This window comes from Aureivirga sp. CE67, from assembly GCF_015767245.1.
In the GTDB taxonomy this organism is placed as follows: domain Bacteria; phylum Bacteroidota; class Bacteroidia; order Flavobacteriales; family Flavobacteriaceae; genus Aureivirga.
Genome location: NZ_JADOTV010000010.1, coordinates 48393 through 69563, shown reverse-complemented (window position 1 = coordinate 69563; position 21171 = coordinate 48393). Strand labels below are relative to the sequence as shown.

The 21171-nt window shown below is 27.9% G+C and carries 16 protein-coding genes; 3 read left to right on the top strand and 13 right to left on the bottom strand.

Annotated elements, in window-relative coordinates:
• Positions 1 to 308 precede the first annotated feature (308 nt).
• The 12 genes from I0K12_RS12765 to I0K12_RS12710 all read right to left on the bottom strand — a co-directional run bounded on the left by I0K12_RS12765 (position 309) and on the right by I0K12_RS12710 (position 17002).
• The gene (locus tag I0K12_RS12765; RefSeq protein ID WP_196888509.1) at positions 309 to 7793 is read right to left on the bottom strand and encodes a CUB domain-containing protein; all 7485 of its coding nucleotides are present in this window, start codon (positions 7791 to 7793) and stop codon (positions 309 to 311) included.
• 364 nt (positions 7794 to 8157) lie between these two features.
• The gene (locus tag I0K12_RS12760; RefSeq protein WP_196888508.1) at positions 8158 to 8886 is read right to left on the bottom strand and encodes a hypothetical protein; all 729 of its coding nucleotides are present in this window, start codon (positions 8884 to 8886) and stop codon (positions 8158 to 8160) included.
• Positions 8883 to 9536: a M23 family metallopeptidase gene (locus I0K12_RS12755; protein ID WP_196888507.1), complete on the bottom strand. Its 654-nt coding sequence runs from the start codon at positions 9534 to 9536 to the stop codon at positions 8883 to 8885. Before I0K12_RS12755 ends, I0K12_RS12760 begins: the two co-directional genes overlap by 4 nt.
• A gap of 19 nt (positions 9537 to 9555) precedes the next feature.
• Positions 9556 to 10239 carry a DUF6000 family protein gene (locus I0K12_RS12750; RefSeq protein ID WP_196888506.1) on the bottom strand — a complete coding sequence of 228 codons (684 nt, stop codon included), beginning with the start codon at positions 10237 to 10239 and terminating at the stop codon, positions 9556 to 9558.
• Positions 10214 to 10696, bottom strand: coding sequence for a GDYXXLXY domain-containing protein (locus tag I0K12_RS12745; RefSeq protein ID WP_196888505.1), 483 nt, complete (start codon positions 10694 to 10696; stop codon positions 10214 to 10216). The genes I0K12_RS12750 and I0K12_RS12745 overlap by 26 nt, the downstream gene beginning before the upstream one ends.
• Complete coding sequence (locus I0K12_RS12740) at positions 10683 to 11750, bottom strand: DUF4401 domain-containing protein (protein ID WP_196888504.1); 1068 nt, start codon at positions 11748 to 11750, stop codon at positions 10683 to 10685. The genes I0K12_RS12745 and I0K12_RS12740 overlap by 14 nt, the downstream gene beginning before the upstream one ends.
• Entirely contained in the window at positions 11729 to 12688 is a 960-nt protein-coding gene (locus I0K12_RS12735; protein WP_196888503.1) for a DUF2157 domain-containing protein, read from the bottom strand. The genes I0K12_RS12740 and I0K12_RS12735 overlap by 22 nt, the downstream gene beginning before the upstream one ends.
• Before the next feature lie 4 nt (positions 12689 to 12692).
• Positions 12693 to 13412, bottom strand: a complete 720-nt coding sequence (locus I0K12_RS12730) for a hypothetical protein (RefSeq protein ID WP_231372757.1) — start codon at positions 13410 to 13412, stop codon at positions 12693 to 12695.
• Positions 13413 to 13488: 76 nt separating this feature from the next.
• Positions 13489 to 14190 carry a hypothetical protein gene (locus tag I0K12_RS12725; protein WP_196888501.1) on the bottom strand — a complete coding sequence of 234 codons (702 nt, stop codon included), beginning with the start codon at positions 14188 to 14190 and terminating at the stop codon, positions 13489 to 13491.
• Between the two features lie 95 nt (positions 14191 to 14285).
• On the bottom strand, positions 14286 to 14651 hold the full coding sequence (locus I0K12_RS12720; RefSeq protein WP_196888500.1) for a lipocalin family protein: 366 nt from the start codon (positions 14649 to 14651) through the stop codon (positions 14286 to 14288).
• A gap of 137 nt (positions 14652 to 14788) precedes the next feature.
• Entirely contained in the window at positions 14789 to 15658 is an 870-nt protein-coding gene (locus I0K12_RS12715) for a hypothetical protein (protein ID WP_196888499.1), read from the bottom strand.
• A gap of 225 nt (positions 15659 to 15883) precedes the next feature.
• Complete coding sequence (locus tag I0K12_RS12710) at positions 15884 to 17002, bottom strand: tetratricopeptide repeat protein (RefSeq protein ID WP_196888498.1); 1119 nt, start codon at positions 17000 to 17002, stop codon at positions 15884 to 15886.
• Between the two features lie 558 nt (positions 17003 to 17560).
• Between I0K12_RS12710 and I0K12_RS12705 the strand changes: the two genes are divergently transcribed.
• Genes I0K12_RS12705 through I0K12_RS12695 form a run of 3 tightly spaced genes read left to right on the top strand, consistent with a single transcriptional unit; the run spans position 17561 to position 20028 of the window.
• Positions 17561 to 18010 carry a LexA family protein gene (locus I0K12_RS12705; RefSeq protein ID WP_196888574.1) on the top strand — a complete coding sequence of 150 codons (450 nt, stop codon included), beginning with the start codon at positions 17561 to 17563 and terminating at the stop codon, positions 18008 to 18010.
• Positions 18010 to 19287 carry a Y-family DNA polymerase gene (locus tag I0K12_RS12700; protein ID WP_196888497.1) on the top strand — a complete coding sequence of 426 codons (1278 nt, stop codon included), beginning with the start codon at positions 18010 to 18012 and terminating at the stop codon, positions 19285 to 19287. The genes I0K12_RS12705 and I0K12_RS12700 overlap by 1 nt, the downstream gene beginning before the upstream one ends.
• 15 nt (positions 19288 to 19302) lie before the next feature.
• Positions 19303 to 20028 carry an SOS response-associated peptidase gene (locus I0K12_RS12695; RefSeq protein ID WP_196888496.1) on the top strand — a complete coding sequence of 242 codons (726 nt, stop codon included), beginning with the start codon at positions 19303 to 19305 and terminating at the stop codon, positions 20026 to 20028.
• A gap of 361 nt (positions 20029 to 20389) precedes the next feature.
• Here the strand turns inward: I0K12_RS12695 and I0K12_RS12690 are convergent, their stop codons facing one another.
• The gene (locus I0K12_RS12690) at positions 20390 to 21139 is read right to left on the bottom strand and encodes a DUF6503 family protein (RefSeq protein WP_196888495.1); all 750 of its coding nucleotides are present in this window, start codon (positions 21137 to 21139) and stop codon (positions 20390 to 20392) included.
• Positions 21140 to 21171: the final 32 nt, after the last annotated feature.

The following is a 21171-nucleotide window of genomic DNA, read 5'->3' as shown; positions in this document are numbered from 1 at the left end:
CAATTAAAATCAAAAAGAATAATCTTAAATATAGCTATCAAATGAAAGTAATTTCTTCTAACCTTTTCTCTTTTTAAACAAAAACAAAAGCATTACAAAAATCATTATAGGAATCTGTAAAATAAAAATCAAAGTTCCAATTACAAATCGATTCTTTTTTAAGATTATGTTTTGAGTAGAGTTAAAATTAGAAAATAAATCAATTTTTTTTCTTATTAGTTTAAAAATCACGTAGCTTTCTATAGCTAATTTAAAAAATCCTATATAAAAATTAATATAGGATTTTTTTAAATTATATAAAATTTATTCTATTTTAAGACTATTTTTTTTAATGAACAGTCAGAATTCGAACAAAATTCAATATTATAAATTCCTTTAGATAAGTAACTCAAATCTATTGTGTTTTCTCCTTTTAATAAGATATTCGAATCATAAACAACTTTACCTAATATATCCAGTATTTTAAACTCAACTTCATAATTTAATTTTGAATATATAAATAACATCCCATCTGTAGGATTTGGATATATTGAAATTAAATTAGCTAATTCATATTCTTCTGTACCAATTGTGGTGTTATAAGTAGCTGACCAACCTCCAAAATTCACTTCATCATTAGTTATAAATTCAATAAACATTATTCCTTCAGTATTGTTAGTAGATACTGTATATCCTTCAGCATAAGAACCACTGAATGAATCTAATAAAGGTGCTGATGCATCTACACCATCATAAATTTTAACATAATCATAGTTTGATTCTGTTTCAAATTCTGTAAAGGTTAATGTTGTTATATCTTTATTTACAGGGGCTATTAGCCAAGAACAATAAGTATTAGAAACATAATCAAATTGCTCACTTCCATCGTCAATTTGTCCTTCGTCAGAAGTTAATTCGGTTAATTCTATACAATACTGTTCTTGTGTACTTAATACAGATGTATATTCTGCTTCCCATCCTTCCTTATTATTAAAATCATTAGTCTCAAAAACAATAAACATTTGTCCTACACCTTGAGATGTTTTTATTTGCTCAGGAAAATTATCCCCAGTAAACTCACCTAGTAAATCTGCATTAATATCTGGACCATCATAAACCTTTACATAATCCCACCATGCTATATCAAATTCTGTAAATGTAAGATATATTTGATTTACATCTTCTTCCGGATCAATAAGCCAAGAACAACTAGTATTAGGGTTATACAATTCATCTCCACTATTATCATTTATAGTTCCCGAAAGTTCAGTTAATAAAATGTTTTCTTCACAAAAATCATATTTTGAATGATAATTTATTGTCCAGCCATTTTCTCTTCCAATCTCATCTGATTCAAAATGTATATACATTTTATTTGTTAAAAATGAAGTTTCAACACTAATAAAAACATTCATATCTTCATGACTTATTTCTTTTAACAAAGGCGCTTGATCATTTTCACCATCATAAATTCTAATCACATCATTTTCTGCTAATTTAAAATTAGAAGTACTCATTTTTATACTTGAAGCTTCCGGTACGTCAATTAACCAAGAACAATTTGCTGAATTTTGATATTGCTCTTCCTCACTTCCATCTGTAAAGTTACCATATTCATCAGTCAAAACTGTCAAACCTTCACAATATTCATATCCTATATAATAACTAGCATACCAACCGCTTTCTGTAATTGAATTATCTGAAATAAAAGTTACAAACAATTTATTATTACCAAAAGAAGATTGAAGATTCTCTGGAATACTGTTTCCAGTAAATTCACCTAAAAGTGGTGCCGAATCATCTGCACCATCATAAACTCTAACATAATCAGTATTTGATAAATTAAACTCTTCAAATTCTAAAAATATTTGTGCAGCCTCTTCTACATCTATTAACCAAGAACAATTAGAGTTATTCAAATAATTTTCATCTAAATCACTATCATATAAATACCCTGTTTTTTCATTTAAAACTGTCATCCCATCACAAGGCTCCAATATTTCAGAAGTATATACCACTTCCCAACCTGAAAGTTCTTCATAACCATCAAAATCAAATGTATCAAAAACAACTAGCATTTCTCCAACACCAAAACTAGTTGAAATTTCTTCAGGAATTGCCTGTATTGAAAATGATCCTATTTCAGGAGCTGATGTAGTATTTCCATCATATACTTTAACTACATCATTTGTATTAAGATCAATATGAGTAAAATTAAGAAATATTCTATTTGCATTTTCTGGGCTTATAAGCCATTGACAATTAGTATTAGGTTGGTAATTATATTCTTCACTTCCATCAGAAAAAGTTCCAGAAATCTCATCTAATACTGTAAGATCAGAACAATAGCTTGTATAAGTTTCATAACTTGCTTCCCAACCAGAACTAACTCCACTTTCATCTGATATAAACTCCACAAATAAATGTTTATTCCCTATAGTTGTTTTTAAAGCATCCGGAATTTCATTTCCAGTTATTTCAGCAATTAAAGGAGCTGTATTATTTTCTCCATCATACACTTTAATATAATCATTAATAGAAAGGTTTACTTCTGAAAAAGTTAACCATAAACCATTAATATCAGAGTCATCAACAAAAATATGCCAAGAACAAGTCGCCTCATTTTGATAATTATCATCACCACTTCCATCAGAAAATGTGCCTGTTTCTTCTGTTAAATATACTTCTTCATTACAATATTCATATCCTACATAATAACTTGCAAGCCAACCTGAAGCTGTTTCGTTACCATCAGCAATAAACTCTACATACATTTGATTATTACCATAAGAAGATTGCACCTCATCTGGAATATTATTTCCTGTAAACTCTCCTAATAAAGGTGATGTTGTATTAGGCCCATCATAAACCCTTATAAAATCATTTTCAACAACATCTAATTCTGTGAAATTTAAAAATATTTGAGCTGCATTTTCAACATTAATTAACCATGAACAGTTAGAATTATTTAAATAATCCTCGTCTATACTTCCATCATATAAATATCCTATTTCTTCATTCAATTCTGTTAATCCAGAACAATATTCTTCAATAATACTTGTATATTCAGCTCTCCACCCAGAAGAAGTCCCTGAATAATCTGAATGAAACTTAACTAACATTTGACCAACTCCAAAGGATGTCTTAATTTCTTCTGGAATATCATAACCTGAAAACTCTCCTAATAAAGGTGAAGTTATATAAGGCCCATCGTAAATTTTAATATGATCATTAACAGGATTTATTGAGAATTCTGTAAAATTTAAACTTATTTGTAAAGCATCTTCTGGAGAGATTAACCATGTACAACCAGAATAATTTTGATAATTATCATCACCACTTCCATCAGAAAAAACACCAAAATCACTTGTCAATTCTTTAAATCCATTACAATTGGTAATTGTTGAATTATAGGTAATATTCCATCCACTTGTTGTAATTGCCTCATCTGACGAAAATTTAACCAGTACTTTATTATTACCTAAAGAAGAATGAAAGTAATCACCAACTGGTACATTTTGAGAAAATTCACAAAGTAAAGGTGCTGTTTCATCTTCTCCATCATAAATTCTAATGTAATCGTTTTCTGCTAAAGTAAAACTTCCTATTCTTAGTCTAATTTTCTCAGCATCTATAGGATTGATCAACCAAGAACAATTTGCTAAATTCTGATAGTTAAAATTAGGTCCACTTCCATCAGTTATTTCACCACTATCTTCAACTAAAAGTGTAAAGTCATTACAGTATTCAAAACCTGCTTTATAATTTGCCCACCAACCAGAATTTGAATTTATTTCATTTGATTCAAATGTTACGAACATTTTATTATTTCCATAAGTTGTTTGTATTTCAGAAGGTATTGTTGCACCTGTATATTCACCTAATAAAGGAGATGTTTCATCCTCCCCATCATAAATCCTTAAATAATCATCATTTTCAAGATTGAATTCAGTGAAATTTAAAAGAATTTGAGCAGCGCCTTCTACATTTATTAACCAAGAACATTCTGAATTATTTTCATATTCATAAATACCACTTCCATCATATAATATTCCTTCTTCTGCATTTAATTCTACAAAACCTTCACAAGGTTCTTGAATTATACTTGTGTAGTTTATTTCCCAACCATCATAAGTATACGAATCATCTGTAGAAAATTTTATTAACATTTCACCAACACCTAAAGGTGTTGTTAATTCTTCAGGAAGTTCGTTACCTGTATAGGTCCCAATTATATTTTGATTTGATTCTTCTGTACTTTTATAAATTCTAACAAAATCATAGTCATTCTCAATGTTAAATTCAGTAAAGTTAATAGTAATTTGAACGGCATTTTCTGGTTTAATATGCCATTTACAATAAGTATTATTAGAATAATCCTCCTCATTACTTCCGTCTGTAAACACACCTGATGGATCTGTCAATTCAGTAAAACCATGACAAGGTTTATAATTAGGCTCATATTTTAACTTAAAGCCTTCATCAGAACCAAATTCATCAGAAGTAAATTTAATAAAGACTTTATTCACGCCTAAAGGTGTTTCATATATTCCACCATTAGTATGAGAGTACTCTTTTAATAATTCCGCTGTGTCATCTTCACCATTATAAATTCTGATAAAATCATTTTCTGCTAAATCAAGTTGATATGGATAAAACCTTATGGAATTTGCACTAGATGAATCAATTAACCAAGAACAATCAGCAGAATTTTGATAATTAGCATCATAACCACTTCCATCTGTAATATAACCTTGACTAGCCAATTCTGTAAAACCACTACAATATTCATATCCTACACTATACTCTGCAAGCCAACCTTCAGCTGATGACATATCATCTGTTAAAAATTCTATGAACATCTTGCTATTACCAAAAGTAGTTTGAATATCGACAGGAGTACTATTTTCTGTATATTCTGCTAATAAAGGTGCTGAAGAATTATCCCCATCGTAAATTCTCACATAATCTCCTGAAGCTAAATCAAAAAATGTAAAATCTAAAAATATCTGAGCAGCATCTTCAACATCAATTAGCCAAGAACAACTATTATTATTAGGGTAATTTTCATCTATAACTCCATCATAAATAACACCTTCCTCTTGTGTTAAAACTTTTAATCCATCACAAGATTCAGCATTTTTCGTTGTATAAGAAGCTGTCCATCCACTTGAGGGGAAAAACTGATCTGAAGTAAATTTCACAAACATTTTACCAAGACTACTGACAGTTACAATATCATTAGGAATATTATTACCTGTTAATTCTACCAAAAGTGGAGCATTCTCATCTTCTCCATCATATACATATAGATGATCTCCAATAAATAAATTAAATTCTTGAAAAGATAAAGTTGTTTCGTAAGTATTGCTTGGGTTTATTAACCATGAACAATTTGAATTGTTTTGATAATTTCCATCATTACTACCATCTGAAAAAGTACCTGAATTTTGCGTAAATTCTACAAAACCGTCACAATATTCATACTCAATTTCATAACTTGCTGTCCATCCATCTGAAGTATTCTCATTATTTGAAAAGAATTCTATATACATTTTTCCTTCTTCGTTCGTAGAAATAATTTGATTTGGAATAACATCTCCTGTAAATTCCCCTAGTAAAGGAGCTGAATTATCTTCTCCGTCATAAACTTTTACAAAATCATCATTCTGTATATTAAATTCTAAAAAATCTAAATAGATTTTAGTTGCTGATAATGGGTTAATCAACCATGAACAATTTGAATTATTTTGATAATCATTCATTGAGGAACCTTCTGAAATGATACCTGAATTTTCATTTAACTCAATAAAGCCATCACATAAATTTGTTATTGTTTCATAAGAAGCTTCAAATCCATTAAAATTCCCTGTATAGTCTGATGTAAATACGACTAACATTTGATCAACACCTTCTGATGTTATAATTTCATCTGGTATAGTGTAACCAGAAAACTTTCCTAACAATGGTGCATTTGTACTTCCTCCATCATAAACATATACAAAATCATAGTCATATTCTGTTTGAAATTCTGTAAATGTTAATTTAATTTGGTTAGCATAGATTGGCTTTATTAACCAAGTACAATTTGTATTATTATAATATAAATCTTGACCATCTGAAAAAGTACCTGCATAATCTGTTAAAACTGTTTCCTCAGTACAAGGTAAATCCATTCCTTGATAAATTCCAACGGCAAACCAAGCATCTTCTACAGATTGATATTGTTGTGAATCTTCTCCAAATAAATCGTCTGTTGCTTGAAGTGAACCCTGAAAAGCTTCATAAAAAGATGCTGTTGGAGATAAATAAGTAATTAAGTTTCTATATGCAATACTTCTAGCATCTTCAATTCCAATACCTGTTACAGAATAACTATCTCCTTTATCATTTACTCCACTTCCTCCTTCACTTAACAAATAAAACCAAAAATTTTGTACAGAACTATTTATATGAACTCCTCCATAATCAAAGGAATCATTAGGGTTAATCCAATAATTTCCATCATATGTATCTGGATGATCTTTTGAGTTGGGATTTTGTAAAGAACGCATGTAAGTAAAATCTTCTACATAAATATCCTCTCCAATTAGCCAATCTGGGTTTATGTTTGAATAGAACTCAATACATGTACCAAAAATATCTGCAAAAGATTCATTTAAAGCTCCTGATTCTCCTTGATAAACTAAACCTCCATTCCCATTATTATTCACAACTAAATGCGTAAACTCATGACCTGCAACATCTAAAGCAACTATTGGATTGAATTCAGTACCATCTCCCATACCATATAACATAATATTATAAGGTGCTCCATAAGCAGATGCATTATTTTGTGTATTTCCATATGCTTCTTGATAATGTGGTGGGTTAATATATTGCTTAATTACTCCTCCTTCATCATCATAACTATTTCTATTCATTGCGTTCAAATAGAAATCATACGTTTTTTCCATACCCCAATGAACGTCTAATGCCGTTTGATTATTTCCTGACATTACCCAATCCGTTGTTGAACTAACATAATCTTCTGCGTTTGGAATTCCATCAATTTCTATTGTATTTTCGGCATTTGTTCCATCAAAAGTTTGAATATTTCTCACTGATTCTCTTAACCTATAAGATCCGTTATGAGATTCGCAAGTTATATCTACAACTCCTCCATATAAAATATCTGCAGTACCTGAAGTATCTTCATTATAAAATAAATTTACTTTTGATAAAATCTCTCCTGAATTAGCATCTAAATACAAATGACACATTTCAAATGGTTCATTTGAATCAATTCTAACTTTTTGTGCTAACTTAAAATTAAAAGAATCTTTATGTTTAACTCTTAAATATATTGTTTCTACAGGGTATTTTTGAATTAATTTTGAAACTTTAAGTTTTGATTTCGCTAATTCTAAAGCTTTTCTTTTTGAAACTTTTAAAGAAGAAGAAACATCTTTCAAAGCATGTATTTGACCATTAATAGAATTAACATAACCTGCTTTTAGATGTACCATTAAAATTCCATTTTCAACCTTAACTCCTTTGTAATACTCTTCAAAATTAATATGCGTAAAGCCTAATTTATCTGTTCTACTTGAAATTTGTTGAAATGAATAATCTTCGTTTAAATGAAACCAATGATTAACTGAATTTAATAGTTGGTTTAATTTAATTTTTTCTTTTTTTAATTTTTTATTAAAACTTCCGTCTTTTGTGTAAACAATAATATTTTCTAAGGAATTCTTTGATTGTTTCCTTTGACCATAAAATAAAACTGGTAAACAGAATAAGACAAAAAGCAATTTTTTTGTGTTTTGCATTCTTTTGTTTTTTGTTGTATTAGTTTTTAAAAAACAAATATATTAACACCTTAACCTATAATATTAAATTAATGTTAACTTTTTAACTATTATAGTAAATAGAATCACAAATACTAAATAATATAATAAATTATCAACAACCATAATTAATTAAAATTAAAAAGAATAATCTTAAATATAGCTATCAAATGAAAGTAATTTCTTCTAACCTTTTCTCTTTTTAAACAAAAACAAAAGCATTACAAAAATCATTATAGGAATCTGAAATATAAAAATCAACGTTCCAATTACAAATCGATTCTTTTTTAAGATCAAAACAACTAAAAGAATTAATAGAAAAACACTAATTATTATTTTCATTCATCTATTTTTTAAAATCTTCTAGAAACAAAGAATATTTAGAATCCAATATCTCTTCAGAAACCTCAAATTGACTTAGATTAATACTTCCTTTATATGGTTTTGAAGTCAAAATACCATATCCTCCTAGGATTACATTAATGCGCAATTCTGTTTCAAATTCTCCTTTATATCTAGGCATTGCAAACTCAATCTCAGAATTTGATGGGATATCATGAGTCATATAAACTATAGTACCTATTTTCTGAATACTATATTCTATTGGTTTCCATTTTCCATTTTCATCTTTCGCTTCTTGAATAATATCAAATCCTGTTTCTGATGAAATAAGATAATCTTTTAATGTTAAATTTTTTATTTTAAAACTTTTAAATTTTCTATATCGATATTTTACCTTTAATACCTCTAGTTCTCTTTTTGATAATTCTTTATTATTAATGTATTCTGGATAAACAATATTTAAATTATCGTAAATATGAAAAATCAAATTATAATCTACTTCTTGTTTTATAAAATCATCACTTACCTCATCAGAAACCGAAATAGAAATACTCTCGTTTAATTTTTCGTTTAATAAAACAGCTTCTTTAGGTATGTAGCTCCCAACACACATTTCATTCTTACTCATATAAGTCCTTGGGTCATAAACGGATTCCGTTTCAATCCAATTTTCTAATTTATTAGTTTTACAACTAGTCAAAGTCATTAATATGATTACAAATATCTTTTTCATTCACTTCTATTTTCATTTATAAACCTAGTTGGATTTACAAATCCAGTTGTATCTACATCATAACCATCTCCGATATATTTCTCAATATCTGTTCGAATTTCAAAATGTAAATGTGCAAGATAAGCTCCATTTGCAGTCCCGATAGTTCCAATTTTCTGACCTTTCTTTACAAATTGTTTTTCTTTAACCAAAATCGTATCACAATGTGCATATAGAGATTCTAAAACTTCTCCATTTTGTTTTTGATGAAAAACTCGAATAACATTTCCCCATCCTCCTCCATTATCTCTAGCAAAATAAACATAGCCGTTTGCAGCACTATAAATAGGATGCCCTAAATCAGAATTTCCACCATTTACATGATTCCAATCTTCTCCCAAATGATAATTCTCTGTAAACTTCTGTGCATTGTAATAATTCTTGGCATCTGGTTTTCCTACAGGAAAATCAAAACCACTTGTTTTATGCTGCGGATTATTCTTGAAGATTTCTTTAATTGAATCTAATCTTGTTTTTGGTTTTTGAATTTCTATTTCTTGAGATTTAGAAATTTCTTGTTTTGACGCTACTTTTTCATCTTCTCCTTTTTTAGAATTTTCTTGACAAGAAAGAAAAATGATTAAAGCAAAAATGGAAATTATCTTTTTCATAAGCTTAATTAAATAATTATTAATCCTGATTCATATTTAAGGACTTCATAAATTTATGTATAAATTCTACTTCAGAAGGTTTACATTTTCGTAAAAAAGCCTCCTTCCTCTTCCCTTCCATATAATATAAAAAATCTTCCCATTCATTTGAACTTACTAATTGTTTATAATATTCAGTGTCATATTTAATATCACAATATAACAAAATAGAAAGTGCCCAATGAAAATCATAATACGACTCTCCATGATTTCCTTGATTACTTATAAGGTACTTTCTCTGTTTATGAATAAATTTTAAAATTGTTTTACAAGACTTTTCTTTTTGAAGAAAAAAAAGATTTACAAGTATATGTTCAATTTTTGTGTATTTAGTTTCTAAAATACTTTCAAAGTGACTTACGAATTCTGTTTTACCTTGAAGACCGATAGACCATGCAGCTACTTTATTATACCTCCAATTAAGCTTCAATAAAAGATATTCTAATTCTTTATTAGATAAATTCTTTGTTGCTTTTAATAATTTATTGCAAAAAGATATTTGTTCTTTCTCTTTCATTAACCAAATAATCCCATTCATCAATCTCATGTAAAATGGGCTAATACAATATTGAAAAAAGACATCAGAACTAAAAACATCTTCATAGGTGTTATTTTTCGTTATTTCAAATCTTTTTTTCTTACTTAATCTCTTCCAAATTTTCATCATACAACCCTACTAATAAACTATTTCCTTTATTATCAATTCGCAAAGCTCCATATTTTGCTTTTTCATATCTATCTCCTGTTCCTTCTTGAAAGAAAAAAGATTCGGCTCCTATATTTATTCTACCCCAACGAGCTTTTGTATAATTAATCAAAAATTCTCCTTCGTTCAGAGGATTCTTTTCATCTTGCACTCGAACTTTTTCTGCAATATTTTTCTCGTTTAATTTTACAATACAAAATCCTCTTTCTGAAATATCGTTTCCTTCTCTTGATATTTTATAATTTAATCGCATATAATCTCCTTGCATTAAAGAACGAGGATCTACTGGAGCTAACTCTAGAAAAACTAAAGTTCCATCTTCTAATAACTCTTCTTTTTGAAAAATGGAATAGGTAAAAAAACCTAATAATAAAACTAAGTTTAAAGCAATTAATAGCAGTTTAGACTTTTTCATTTTTGAACCATTTTTTTTGGATGAATAAATAAATAACTAAAAACAAAACTCCTGAAATCATCATCAAGATAGATTTTGTTAGAAGTGTAAAACTTAAATCATAATAATATTGACATACGAAATAAATCAGAGCAATTAAACTAATAGAAAATCCTGTTTTATAATTTGCATAAAAACATAATAATAAAATGAAAATTGCTCCAAGAATTGTCGGTTCAAAAATTGTAATTAAAAAAACACAAAATGTAAATGCAATTATCAATATTTTTGAAACGGTTTCTGTTATTTCTATTTTCTTAAATAATTTAGGAAGAAAAAATAAAAGAGCTACAAAAACTCCAATAGTTGAAATCCAAGGATAAAAATCAAATTTCTTATAATCAAATATTTCACTCACTGTAAAAAATCCTATTAATAAAGTAAATATAAAAGCAATTCTTATTGGTTGAAAGGTATAAGAAATAAAATTATTTTCAGTTATTAATTTCGATTCATTTGTTTGTAAAAAATATAAAACCAATAAGTCAAAAATCACGATAATATTAATACAACTTGGTACTTCTAATTCAAAAAGCATATAAAATATACAAGCATGAAATCCGATTATGGAAATAAATGAAATCAAAAAACTTCTAGACAACAGAAAAACAACTAAATTTATAGCGCTTAATAAAAACGCTATTTGCCAATCTTCAGAGTTTTCATAAGAGAAATTAATCATTACAAAACCAGTAATAATAAGTGTCAAACTAAAAGCATCTACTATACTATTTTTCACAAATCTTGAAATTAAAATTGTCGAAATAATAAAAATAATTCCAAGAGCTAACATTGCTCCCTCATTTTTATATATTCCTATAAAAAATAAAGCTAAAATTAAAAATATCCCTGCGAAATAACCTCCGAAAATAGAAAGAATTTTGATCAACAAAGAGGATTGATTTTTTTCTTCTTCACTTATTTCTTGCTGTATTTTTTCTTCTTCATATTCAAAATCACTTTTATAACTTTGAACATAAGTTAAAACCTGTTTTATATCTCTTTTATTTTCCATTTTTTTTGCAATTTAATTAAGTTTAAAATCAATAAAGTAATACAGGTTACAACAAACCCACTAATTACAAATAACATTCCTACATCAAAAGAAATATTTAATAAAAATGAACAAATTATAATCAAAATACTTACTGGAATAATTCCTAAATAGAATAGGTTTTGTTTTTTATAACCTAAAAACAATCCTGTTGTATATAAAACTATTACTGATAATAGTAAAACATAGAAATATGGATTATATTTTGAGAAAATACCTATTGTAATCGTTGTTGTTGTAATGGTCAGAATCCAAAGTTCTAAAATTCGTAAAAACCATTTTTCAATTTTAAAAGTTTTCAATTTAGAAGGAAGAATCAAGAAGATAAGATAAATAACAATGTTGCACGTAAATAGAAAAAAACCAACTTGTATTTCATCCAAATAAGTTGCGATTTGCTGCGTATAAAAAACAAAAGTGCTATTCACCAAAATAATATACAAAAGCCAAAGAGGTGCAAAATTTGAAACTACAGCCCAAATAGTTATAAAAACGGTCCATCCTAAAAAGAAATCATATGCGTTTGCTCCTGTTTGATAAATCTGTCCAAAAACTGCAAACAAAACACCAACTAGAAAAGAAGCTACTGTGAGTAGAATATTCTTAAAAAGTTCACTTGTTTTGGTAAAAAGAATAATCGTAGTAACAACGACAATCAAAGTTTCTATAATTCCAATTTTCACAAATTTATTTAAATCTGCCCAATTATAGGCGAAGAAAAATATAATTCCAGCAACTAAAAAAGCTGCTCCAACACTCAGAAAAAAATATTTCAAAAACACAAGCCATGTATTTTTTTCTGTGTAAAAATCTTTTTCTAAAATCTGAGAAATCTCTTTTTCGGTGAGATTACTATTTTGACTAATAATTCCTAATTCTTTCCGTGTAATTTTCTCCATTTAATTAATTTTTAAATCCTGTGGTAAACAAATTTCTTGCACCACGAATTCCACATTTTTGATATTTGTGATAGGCTTGCGCTGCTCTTTCGTCAATTTGCTTTCCTGTTTCATTGTTCATCCAACCATCAATTGCAGCTTTCAGCGTATAAGCTTCTGGAGCCATCAAATGTGTAGTCCATAAAATAGGATTTGCGTTTGCTTTTTTGATTTCTGGTGAAAAAAACTCTCTACTATAGCAAGCTAAGATGATAACATCTCGTTTTTTATTTTTCGTTTTAAGATAATCAACTTCCACAGAAAAGTCCATCAAACCATCGTGGCCAATGTAAGAAATCAAATCGGCATCGCCACCAAATCTTAATTTTTTATTTTCAAATTCGATAACTTCCTGGTTTTGTTGATTGGAAGCTTTTAGAAAGTTTTCTGTACACATTTTAATCTGCTCTCCATCATACGCATCTGCCAAAATATAAACATCTTTTGTAGCATGTTTGAACAAAATTCTATCTAAAATATAAGGATTATCCGATTTTGGTTTTGAAATCAATTTCCAATCTTTTGTCTTTAGTTTGAAAAAAGATTTCATACCATAGCCTGCTCCCCAATATAAATTCAAACGAGGATCTTTTCCATTTCCAATTTTTTCTGGTACAGGAACTATTCCTTGAAATTCATTATCACACAAAGCAACAAAAACATGAATTGTTTTTTGGGCTTGCATTTTGAAGGTGATTAAAAGTAATAGGGTTATTATAGTTTTTGTTTTCATATGTTTAATTTTCTTTTACTAGTTCTTTTCATTTTTGCTCTAACCATTCTTGCCATTTTTTATAATCTTCTCCTATTTTTTCAACTCCATCAGGTTCAATAAAAATATATTTACGAATGGATTCTTTACTAAAAAATTTATAGGAAGCATTTGCTTGTCGAATATAAAGATGTAATTCTTTTTCAAGTTTAAATTGTTTAGGATTAATTTCTCCATCCAATTCGTTGGTATAATAAACTTTGTTTTTTGATAAAATTTTAAATCTTATTTTAGTTTTAAAAGATCCTCTATATAATTTTGAATTCGCTTTAAGAATCCCATTTGGCTTTAATTTAAAATTGGAATATGAACTTCCACAAGCTGAATAATTCCAATATTCTATAGGTTTCCATTTCCCATCTTTATCTTTCGCTTCTTGAATCATCCTAAAACGACTATCTGAAATTGAAATATTAATAGAATCATTTGTATTATTGAATAAATAAATAGATGCTAATTTTCGGTTTATTTTTTCAGCATAAATTATTATAGAATCTTCACTTTTCAATAACTTCAATTTATTCAAAGTCTTCTCATCTTCGATATATAATTTTACTGCTGGAAGAGTTTTTTCTTTACTATTAAAATAGAAATCATAATCTGCTTCATTTTGATTATAAGTCATGTGTTGACAAAACGATTTTGTATAAAAAAATAATAGGAAAAAGAATAAAATTTTAGTTTTCATCATTAAATCAGATTTGAATTTCAAAACAATTAAAAAAGACATTATTTTCATTTGAAAAAAAATCCAAATCAAATAATGCCTTATAAACTAATGGAAAATTATTTTCGAACAAGTGTCAAAACTTCTTTATCTCCACTCCTACTCATAATGAATTGTAAAGAATCTTTTGACATTTTACCTAATTCCACAGCAATTTCCATTTTACCTTCTGGAGTTGAATATAAATTTCCTCCAAAAAGTCTATAAGTTCCTTTTTCTTCTAAACCTCCAACTTTTGAATTATAGGTTTTATCTTCATTAAAATTAAAATACACATTGTCATTACACATATTTTTATTTCCAGAAGATTCTGCAGTCCAATTTGCACATTTCCATTCTCCAGCAATATCTTTATAGTCTTGAGAATCATCACACGAAATTAAACTTAGCATTAAGGAACTTAGTAATAGTACTTTTTTTTTCATAATTTATTATTTTAATTGATTTTAATTTTCAGTTTCCACTTCTATTTCAATTCAAAAAAACAACACTAATCACCAACAAAACAAGAGCTTAAAAATAGAATTTTAATCCTAGAATACAACAGATAAATTTCTACAAACTACATTTTCATCTGAATTGTAGTTTTCACTTTTCCATCTTTATCTTTTTCCAAAGTTGTTTTTGTATCCGTTTTTGCTCCAGACATGATGATTTCTTTCACATCGTTATGCAATTTTTCATAATCCATTTTTTCATTATAAGTATATTTATAAAGAGTTCCACCAGTTTCTCCATTTTCAGTACTAACCCTTTTTGTCATTACATAATCAAAATCTACATCACCATGAAACATTAAAACATGCAATCTATATAATTGCTCTTTGTCTGTCCCGTCCGGATTTCTGCTATAAACGTAATAAACTATTTTAGTAAAACTCGAAGAAAATCTATCTTTTGGCAATTCATGAAACCATTCATATCCCCAAACATTTTTATCATCTAAAACAAAAAAATCAAAATTAAAATACTCATCAAGTCCTTCTGGCAACAAATCCTCTTTTTTATACTCATACATTTTCTGAATAGATTTCGCTCCTTCTTCAAAATTTCCCATTCCAAAATGATTTACTGTTTTATTTTTGGTCATAAAATATTTTCTTTTAGAAAAACGTAAATCAAAAATATACTTTCCTTTTTCAATATATTCCAAAGCTTCATTTGCATATTTTAAGGAAGTTTCAAATTTTTCATTCATCCTATATTTCCCTTCCAACTCAGTTCCAGCAACGGTTGCATAAAAAAGCGCATAATTATATAAAGTATCTTCTTTAGAAATCGTTTTTTCCAACTCTTTAAATCCTACATAGGACGAATCCACAGCATATCTTTCATATTGATCTAAATGTTTGTAAAATTTATCTAATTCAGATTCTTGTGCAAAACTTATATTTACACCTAAAATAAGTAAGAAAAAGTATATTTTTTTCATATCATTTTTTGTTTTAATAGTTAATCATTTTGAGGTTGTCTAAAAAAATCCACAAGCTTTTTATAAACTTTTCGATTTAATTCTTCTTAACAATTTATTTTTTAGAATTCCTAAATATAAAAATTCCATCCTTCTATAACGTTTAGAATTAACATTTAAGTATAAAAAAAAAGTTGATTCTAAAACTAAAATCAACTTTTTCTTTTTTAATATTTTTGTTTAAAACTATTTATTAGCAATCTTGTCACAATCTAAATTATCATTCAATGCCATCATCAAATATTCTTTATACTCATGAAATTTAATTTCCTTATCTTCCCATCTACAAGAATAAGTTTTGCGTCCTTCTTTCGGACAAATAGAACAAAATAAATGAAAAGAATTTTCTCCTTCATCTTGCATCGTTTTATACGTTTTTACCACTTTATTCTCTTTCAAAGAAAAAATAAATGTTTTAAAAATCTCATCTTTTTCTTTTTCAGGTTCTTTAAAACTTTTATAAGTAGTCACGTATTTATCTCCGCCCCACAAAAAACGATCTACTTGTACAGCTCCCATCAATAATAATTGCTCATCAATTGTTCCATCAACATATTTTTGCTTTAAATGTTTAAAAATTTCATTTGCTTTTTCATGATTATTCAAAGCGGTGTGAATAGACATGATACTACTTAAAACAAAATCATTTTCTGGATTTATAGCAATTATTTTCTCATAAGCTTCCAATGCTTTTTCATAGTTTTTATAATGAAGAGACTCATAATAACCGATTCTTTCCAAAATAAAAAGATAATTATCATCTTGCTTATCGATCAGTTCTGCACTAATTTGATATTCTTTTAAAGCAATTGCAAATTCTTTATTCTCTTCATGCATTGCTGGAACCATCACATATGGCAAACCTGTATCGAAAGTCAATTTTCTTGCAATCGAGAATAAAGCATAAGCTTCTTCTAGTCTATTTTGTTTATAATAAGTTTGACCAAGTTGCGCTACATAAGATTGATTTGAAGAATCTACTTTCATTGCTTCGCTCAAATCTTCCTCTGATTCTTTGAAATTATTTATATATCTATGAGCGATTCCTCTTAGATAAAAAACATTTCCTGTTTCAAAACCATTATTAATTGCGTGTGTGTAAAATTCTACTGCTTTTTGATGCATTTCAAGTTTAAAAAATGCATATCCTATAAAAGCTAATTCTTGTCCGGTGAGTAAATCTTTTTGTTCTTCAAATTTTATAACTTCTTCGTAATCTTCTTCATCATAGAAATCTTCAATTGTCTGTGCGTTTACAAAAAAACTAATTAGTAATAATAATCCTAAAAGTAGTTTTTTATTCATAATTTAGAAAAGGTATTTAGTAAAAATTGGTTTTAGTTATTTGTTCTTATACTGAAAACGATTGAAAGGATTTTGGTTTGTTATATTTTTTCAAGCACAAATAACTTTTAAATGTTAAATTTCAACACAAATAAACATATTTCTGTTAAAACTTCCACTAACAAATATCTTATTTCAGTAAAAAAAATCAATAAATTTCATTTTATTAGCTTAAAAAGATAAAGAATTCGTTTAAACTTTTTTATCAAAACTAGGAGTTTCATCTGATGTTTATTGATGGAGAAGGAAAAAATTTTCAGCATAGCCTTAGCTATGGTTAAAATTTTTTACAAGCCAGTAATGAACATGCTTGAAACGAATTTTGAGTTAAAAAGTATAAAGGAATTCTAGATATTCTCTTGTTAGATGATTCTTTTCAAATTATATTTTAAGAAAAAACCGAATTTCTTCATTTTACTAAAAATCAACTTTATATCTCAATTCCTTTTTGCATCTTTGCCAAAAACTAAAACTTTAATACCTTTGTAACAGGCAATTAAGAGTGTTAGAAAGAAAATGATGAAGTTGCGAAAAATATATAATGCCAAAACAATAGAATTCTACAATGTAGATATTTCTTCCGAACTAAATTTACCTTTAGTAAATTCTGGTATCAGTGCTGGATTTCCTTCACCTGCAGATGATTTTTTAGACATCAATATTGATTTAAACAAACATTTAATTAAAAATCCGAGTACAACTTTTTATGGTCGTGTTTGCGGAGATTCTATGATTAATGCAGGAATTAATGATGGCGATTTATTGATTATTGATAAAAGCTTGGAACCAAAAAACGACAAAATTGCAGTTTGTTTTATTGATGGAGAATTTACTGTAAAAAGAATTAAGATCGAAAAAGATATTGTTTGGCTGATTGCCGAAAACGAAGCCTACGAGCCTATCAAAGTTACCGAAGACAACGACTTTATCATTTGGGGAATTGTAACCAATGTAATCAAAAGTTTCTGATGTTTGCTTTAGTCGATTGTAATAATTTTTATGCTTCTTGCGAGAGAGTTTTCAATCCTGCATTGAACAAAAAACCTGTTGTGGTACTTTCCAACAACGATGGTTGTGTAATTGCGCGTTCAAATGAAGCTAAAAAATTAGGAATTCCAATGGGTGCTCCAGCATTTAAATTCAAAGCTGTTTTTGAGAAAAATGATATTCATGTTTTTTCTTCCAATTACGCTTTATATGGAGACATGAGTAGTCGCGTGATGAATCTCCTTTCCGAATTTACACCAGAAATTGAAATCTATAGTATCGATGAAGCTTTTTTAAAATTTGAAGGTTTTGAACTTTTTGATTTGAAAAAAATTGCTTCTCAAATGAAATATCGAGTTACGAAAGGAACTGGAATTCCTATCAGTATCGGAATTGCTCCTACCAAAGCTTTAGCAAAAGTTGCAAATCGAATTGCAAAGAAATTTCCAGAAAGAACAAATGGAATTTATATTATTGATTCGGAAGAAAAGAGATTGAAAGCTTTAAAATGGTTGGCTATTGAGGATGTTTGGGGAATCGGGAGAAGACATGCAAAACGTTTACGAAATATTCAAGTTACCAATGCTCTTCAGTTTACAGAACTTCCTGATGAATGGGTTCGAAGAAATATGACAGTTGTTGGGCTTCGATTAAAACATGATTTGGAGGGAAAACCAACTTTAGATTTAGAAGAACCGAATTCGAAAAAAATGATTGCAACAACTCGTTCTTTCGACAGAATGCTTTCTGATTTTGATGACATTCGAGAAAGGGTTAGCACTTTTGCTGTTTCTTGTGGAGAAAAACTTCGTAAGCAAAATTCACATTGTAATCTTTTGATGATTTTTTTACACACCAATGGTTTTCGAAAAGATTTACCTCAATATGGAAAAAACATTGTGGTAAATACAGAATTTCCGACAAACTCAAGTATTGATTTGGTAAAATATGCCACAAAAGGTTTGGAAGCAATTTTTCAAAAAGGCTATCAATACAAAAAAGCTGGTGTGATTGTGATGGGATTAACACCAAGTGATCAAAAACAGTTTAGTTTGTTTTCAGAAGAAAATCCAAAACACGAAGATTTGATGAAAATTGTGGATCGGTTGAATACTTCTTATGGAAATAATAAAGTAAAATTCGGAGGGCAATCGTTGGACAAACAATGGAAAATGAAACAAGAAAGATTATCTCCAAGATATACAACAAATATTCATGAGGTAATTTCGGTGCAAGCAAAAAAAGTAAAGAAAGATTAAGAAAAAAGTTTAGATATGTGTTTTCATAGTTCACAAACAAAAAAAGTGCAAGAATTGGAAAATCGATTTCAGGTAAAATTATCTGAAAAAGTGAATCGTCCGTATTTTGATGTTCCGCAATTTCATCTCAATGGATTTGCGCATCCGAATATGCTTTTGATTCCTCAAGAGAAAAATTCTGTGCTTTTTCCAGGTCGTTGGGGAATTGTTCCTAAAAATATCCATCCAGATTCTTTGGATAATTATTACAAAGAAGCAATCAAATTTGGTGGAGGTTTAAATGCACAAGCCGAAAAAGTTTTTGATCATTTTTTGTATAAAGAATCTATTTATACTCGAAGATGTATAATTCCGGTTACAGGTTTTTTTGAACCGCATGAATTTGAAAAGAAAAAATATCCTGTTTATGTTTTTCCAAAAGATCAGAATTGTTTTTCCCTTGCAGGAATTTATTCGATTATTGGGAAAACAGTTACTTTTTCAATTTTGACAAAAGAAGCTTCTCCTCTTTTTTCTAAAATTCATAACACAAAAAAAAGACAACCAATTTTACTTTCAAAAGGAAATGAAAAAATGTGGTTGGATGAAAATAAATCAAAAAGTGAAATCTACGAAATGATGCATTTCAATTATTCTGAAGAAAATATTGCTTATCACACAGTAGATCGAAATTTATTCAACCCGAAAATTGATACCAATGAAAGTTCTTTTCTTGAAAAAATGGATTACGGTGTATTTTAAACTAAAATATTCGTTTTAATAAACTTTTATTTTATTGACACAACTTTATCTAACAAAACACACAAACTTCTTTAAAACGCTTAAAATCCACTTTAAACATTGAATTAACAATCTGTTTCAGCTTTAATTTTCTTTTTCGTAAAAAATAAATAATCATTAGTCAAAAGAAAATCTAAGTTTAAATCACTCCAAAAAGTAAATTTTTAGATTAACTTAAAATTCAAAATCCTATTTTCAAAAACAAAAAAAGAACCAACCAAAAAATATTAGTTCGTTCTTTTTTTCGTGAATATTTCATTTCAGATTTTATCATAAGAAAAAATTATGATTGATTTGAAATAAAATCTACTATAAAGATTTTCTATTCGTAAAATTGTATGTTCTCCATTTTGATTCTAGAAACCAATTCTAATTCTCCATTTTGAAACTTTTGATCAAAATCTTGGATATCTAAGGTTTTAATTTTCGGTTTATAGTTTAAGTAGTCCACAAACCGAATACCGTTACTAACACGCTCATTTACAGCTTTTCGAAAGCGAGAACCGCCATCATTCACCTTAAAGTTATACGACAAATAAGATACTTTATATTGCTGATTATCAATATAATAAATATATTCATCTTCATAATCAGTTCCACCACCTTCTTTTGCAAAAGTAACTTTTATCTTAAAATATTGATTATCACCTATTTCCGTTACTCCAAGTAAAGTTTTATTTACAGCCTTATCATTCAAACCGTGAGGTAATAATGCAAAATAAACAACCGAATTTACCGACTCTGCATAAGCATCAGACTTCTTTTTTTCCAACTTTTGAACTTCTCCATCAATAGTTCTAACCAATCCATTATTGTCAAGTTTATCGATAATTTTTCGATTCAAACTATCTAATTGAACTCTTGAATATTCAAAAAGTCCATCTTTTCTTTTAACGAAATATTCTTTATCTCGAAATTTAAAACTGAAATCTAAATTGTTGTATTTCTCTCCCCCAGCCTTCTCAATTGCTTTGTTTACAATTTCATCTGCAGAAAGTTCCTTTGGTTTTGACTCTTTACAAGCAATAAAAAAAAAGCCAAAAACCAGCAGCATGATCATTTTTGTTTTCATTACCTCTGTGTTTTTGGCAAATGTAGAGTTTT

Coding starts and splice junctions, on each gene's coding strand:
- I0K12_RS12710 (WP_196888498.1), bottom strand. CDS start 17,002: ATGAATAAAAAACTACTTTTAGGATTATTATTACTAATTAGTTTTTTT.
- I0K12_RS12705 (WP_196888574.1), top strand. CDS start 17,561: ATGAAGTTGCGAAAAATATATAATGCCAAAACAATAGAATTCTACAAT.
- I0K12_RS12735 (WP_196888503.1), bottom strand. CDS start 12,688: ATGGAGAAAATTACACGGAAAGAATTAGGAATTATTAGTCAAAATAGT.
- I0K12_RS12755 (WP_196888507.1), bottom strand. CDS start 9,536: ATGAAAAAGATAATTTCCATTTTTGCTTTAATCATTTTTCTTTCTTGT.
- I0K12_RS12750 (WP_196888506.1), bottom strand. CDS start 10,239: ATGAAAATTTGGAAGAGATTAAGTAAGAAAAAAAGATTTGAAATAACG.
- I0K12_RS12740 (WP_196888504.1), bottom strand. CDS start 11,750: ATGGAAAATAAAAGAGATATAAAACAGGTTTTAACTTATGTTCAAAGT.
- I0K12_RS12690 (WP_196888495.1), bottom strand. CDS start 21,139: ATGAAAACAAAAATGATCATGCTGCTGGTTTTTGGCTTTTTTTTTATT.
- I0K12_RS12720 (WP_196888500.1), bottom strand. CDS start 14,651: ATGAAAAAAAAAGTACTATTACTAAGTTCCTTAATGCTAAGTTTAATT.
- I0K12_RS12700 (WP_196888497.1), top strand. CDS start 18,010: ATGTTTGCTTTAGTCGATTGTAATAATTTTTATGCTTCTTGCGAGAGA.
- I0K12_RS12715 (WP_196888499.1), bottom strand. CDS start 15,658: ATGAAAAAAATATACTTTTTCTTACTTATTTTAGGTGTAAATATAAGT.
- I0K12_RS12695 (WP_196888496.1), top strand. CDS start 19,303: ATGTGTTTTCATAGTTCACAAACAAAAAAAGTGCAAGAATTGGAAAAT.
- I0K12_RS12760 (WP_196888508.1), bottom strand. CDS start 8,886: ATGAAAAAGATATTTGTAATCATATTAATGACTTTGACTAGTTGTAAA.
- I0K12_RS12745 (WP_196888505.1), bottom strand. CDS start 10,696: ATGAAAAAGTCTAAACTGCTATTAATTGCTTTAAACTTAGTTTTATTA.
- I0K12_RS12765 (WP_196888509.1), bottom strand. CDS start 7,793: ATGCAAAACACAAAAAAATTGCTTTTTGTCTTATTCTGTTTACCAGTT.
- I0K12_RS12730 (WP_231372757.1), bottom strand. CDS start 13,412: ATGCAAGCCCAAAAAACAATTCATGTTTTTGTTGCTTTGTGTGATAAT.
- I0K12_RS12725 (WP_196888501.1), bottom strand. CDS start 14,190: ATGATGAAAACTAAAATTTTATTCTTTTTCCTATTATTTTTTTATACA.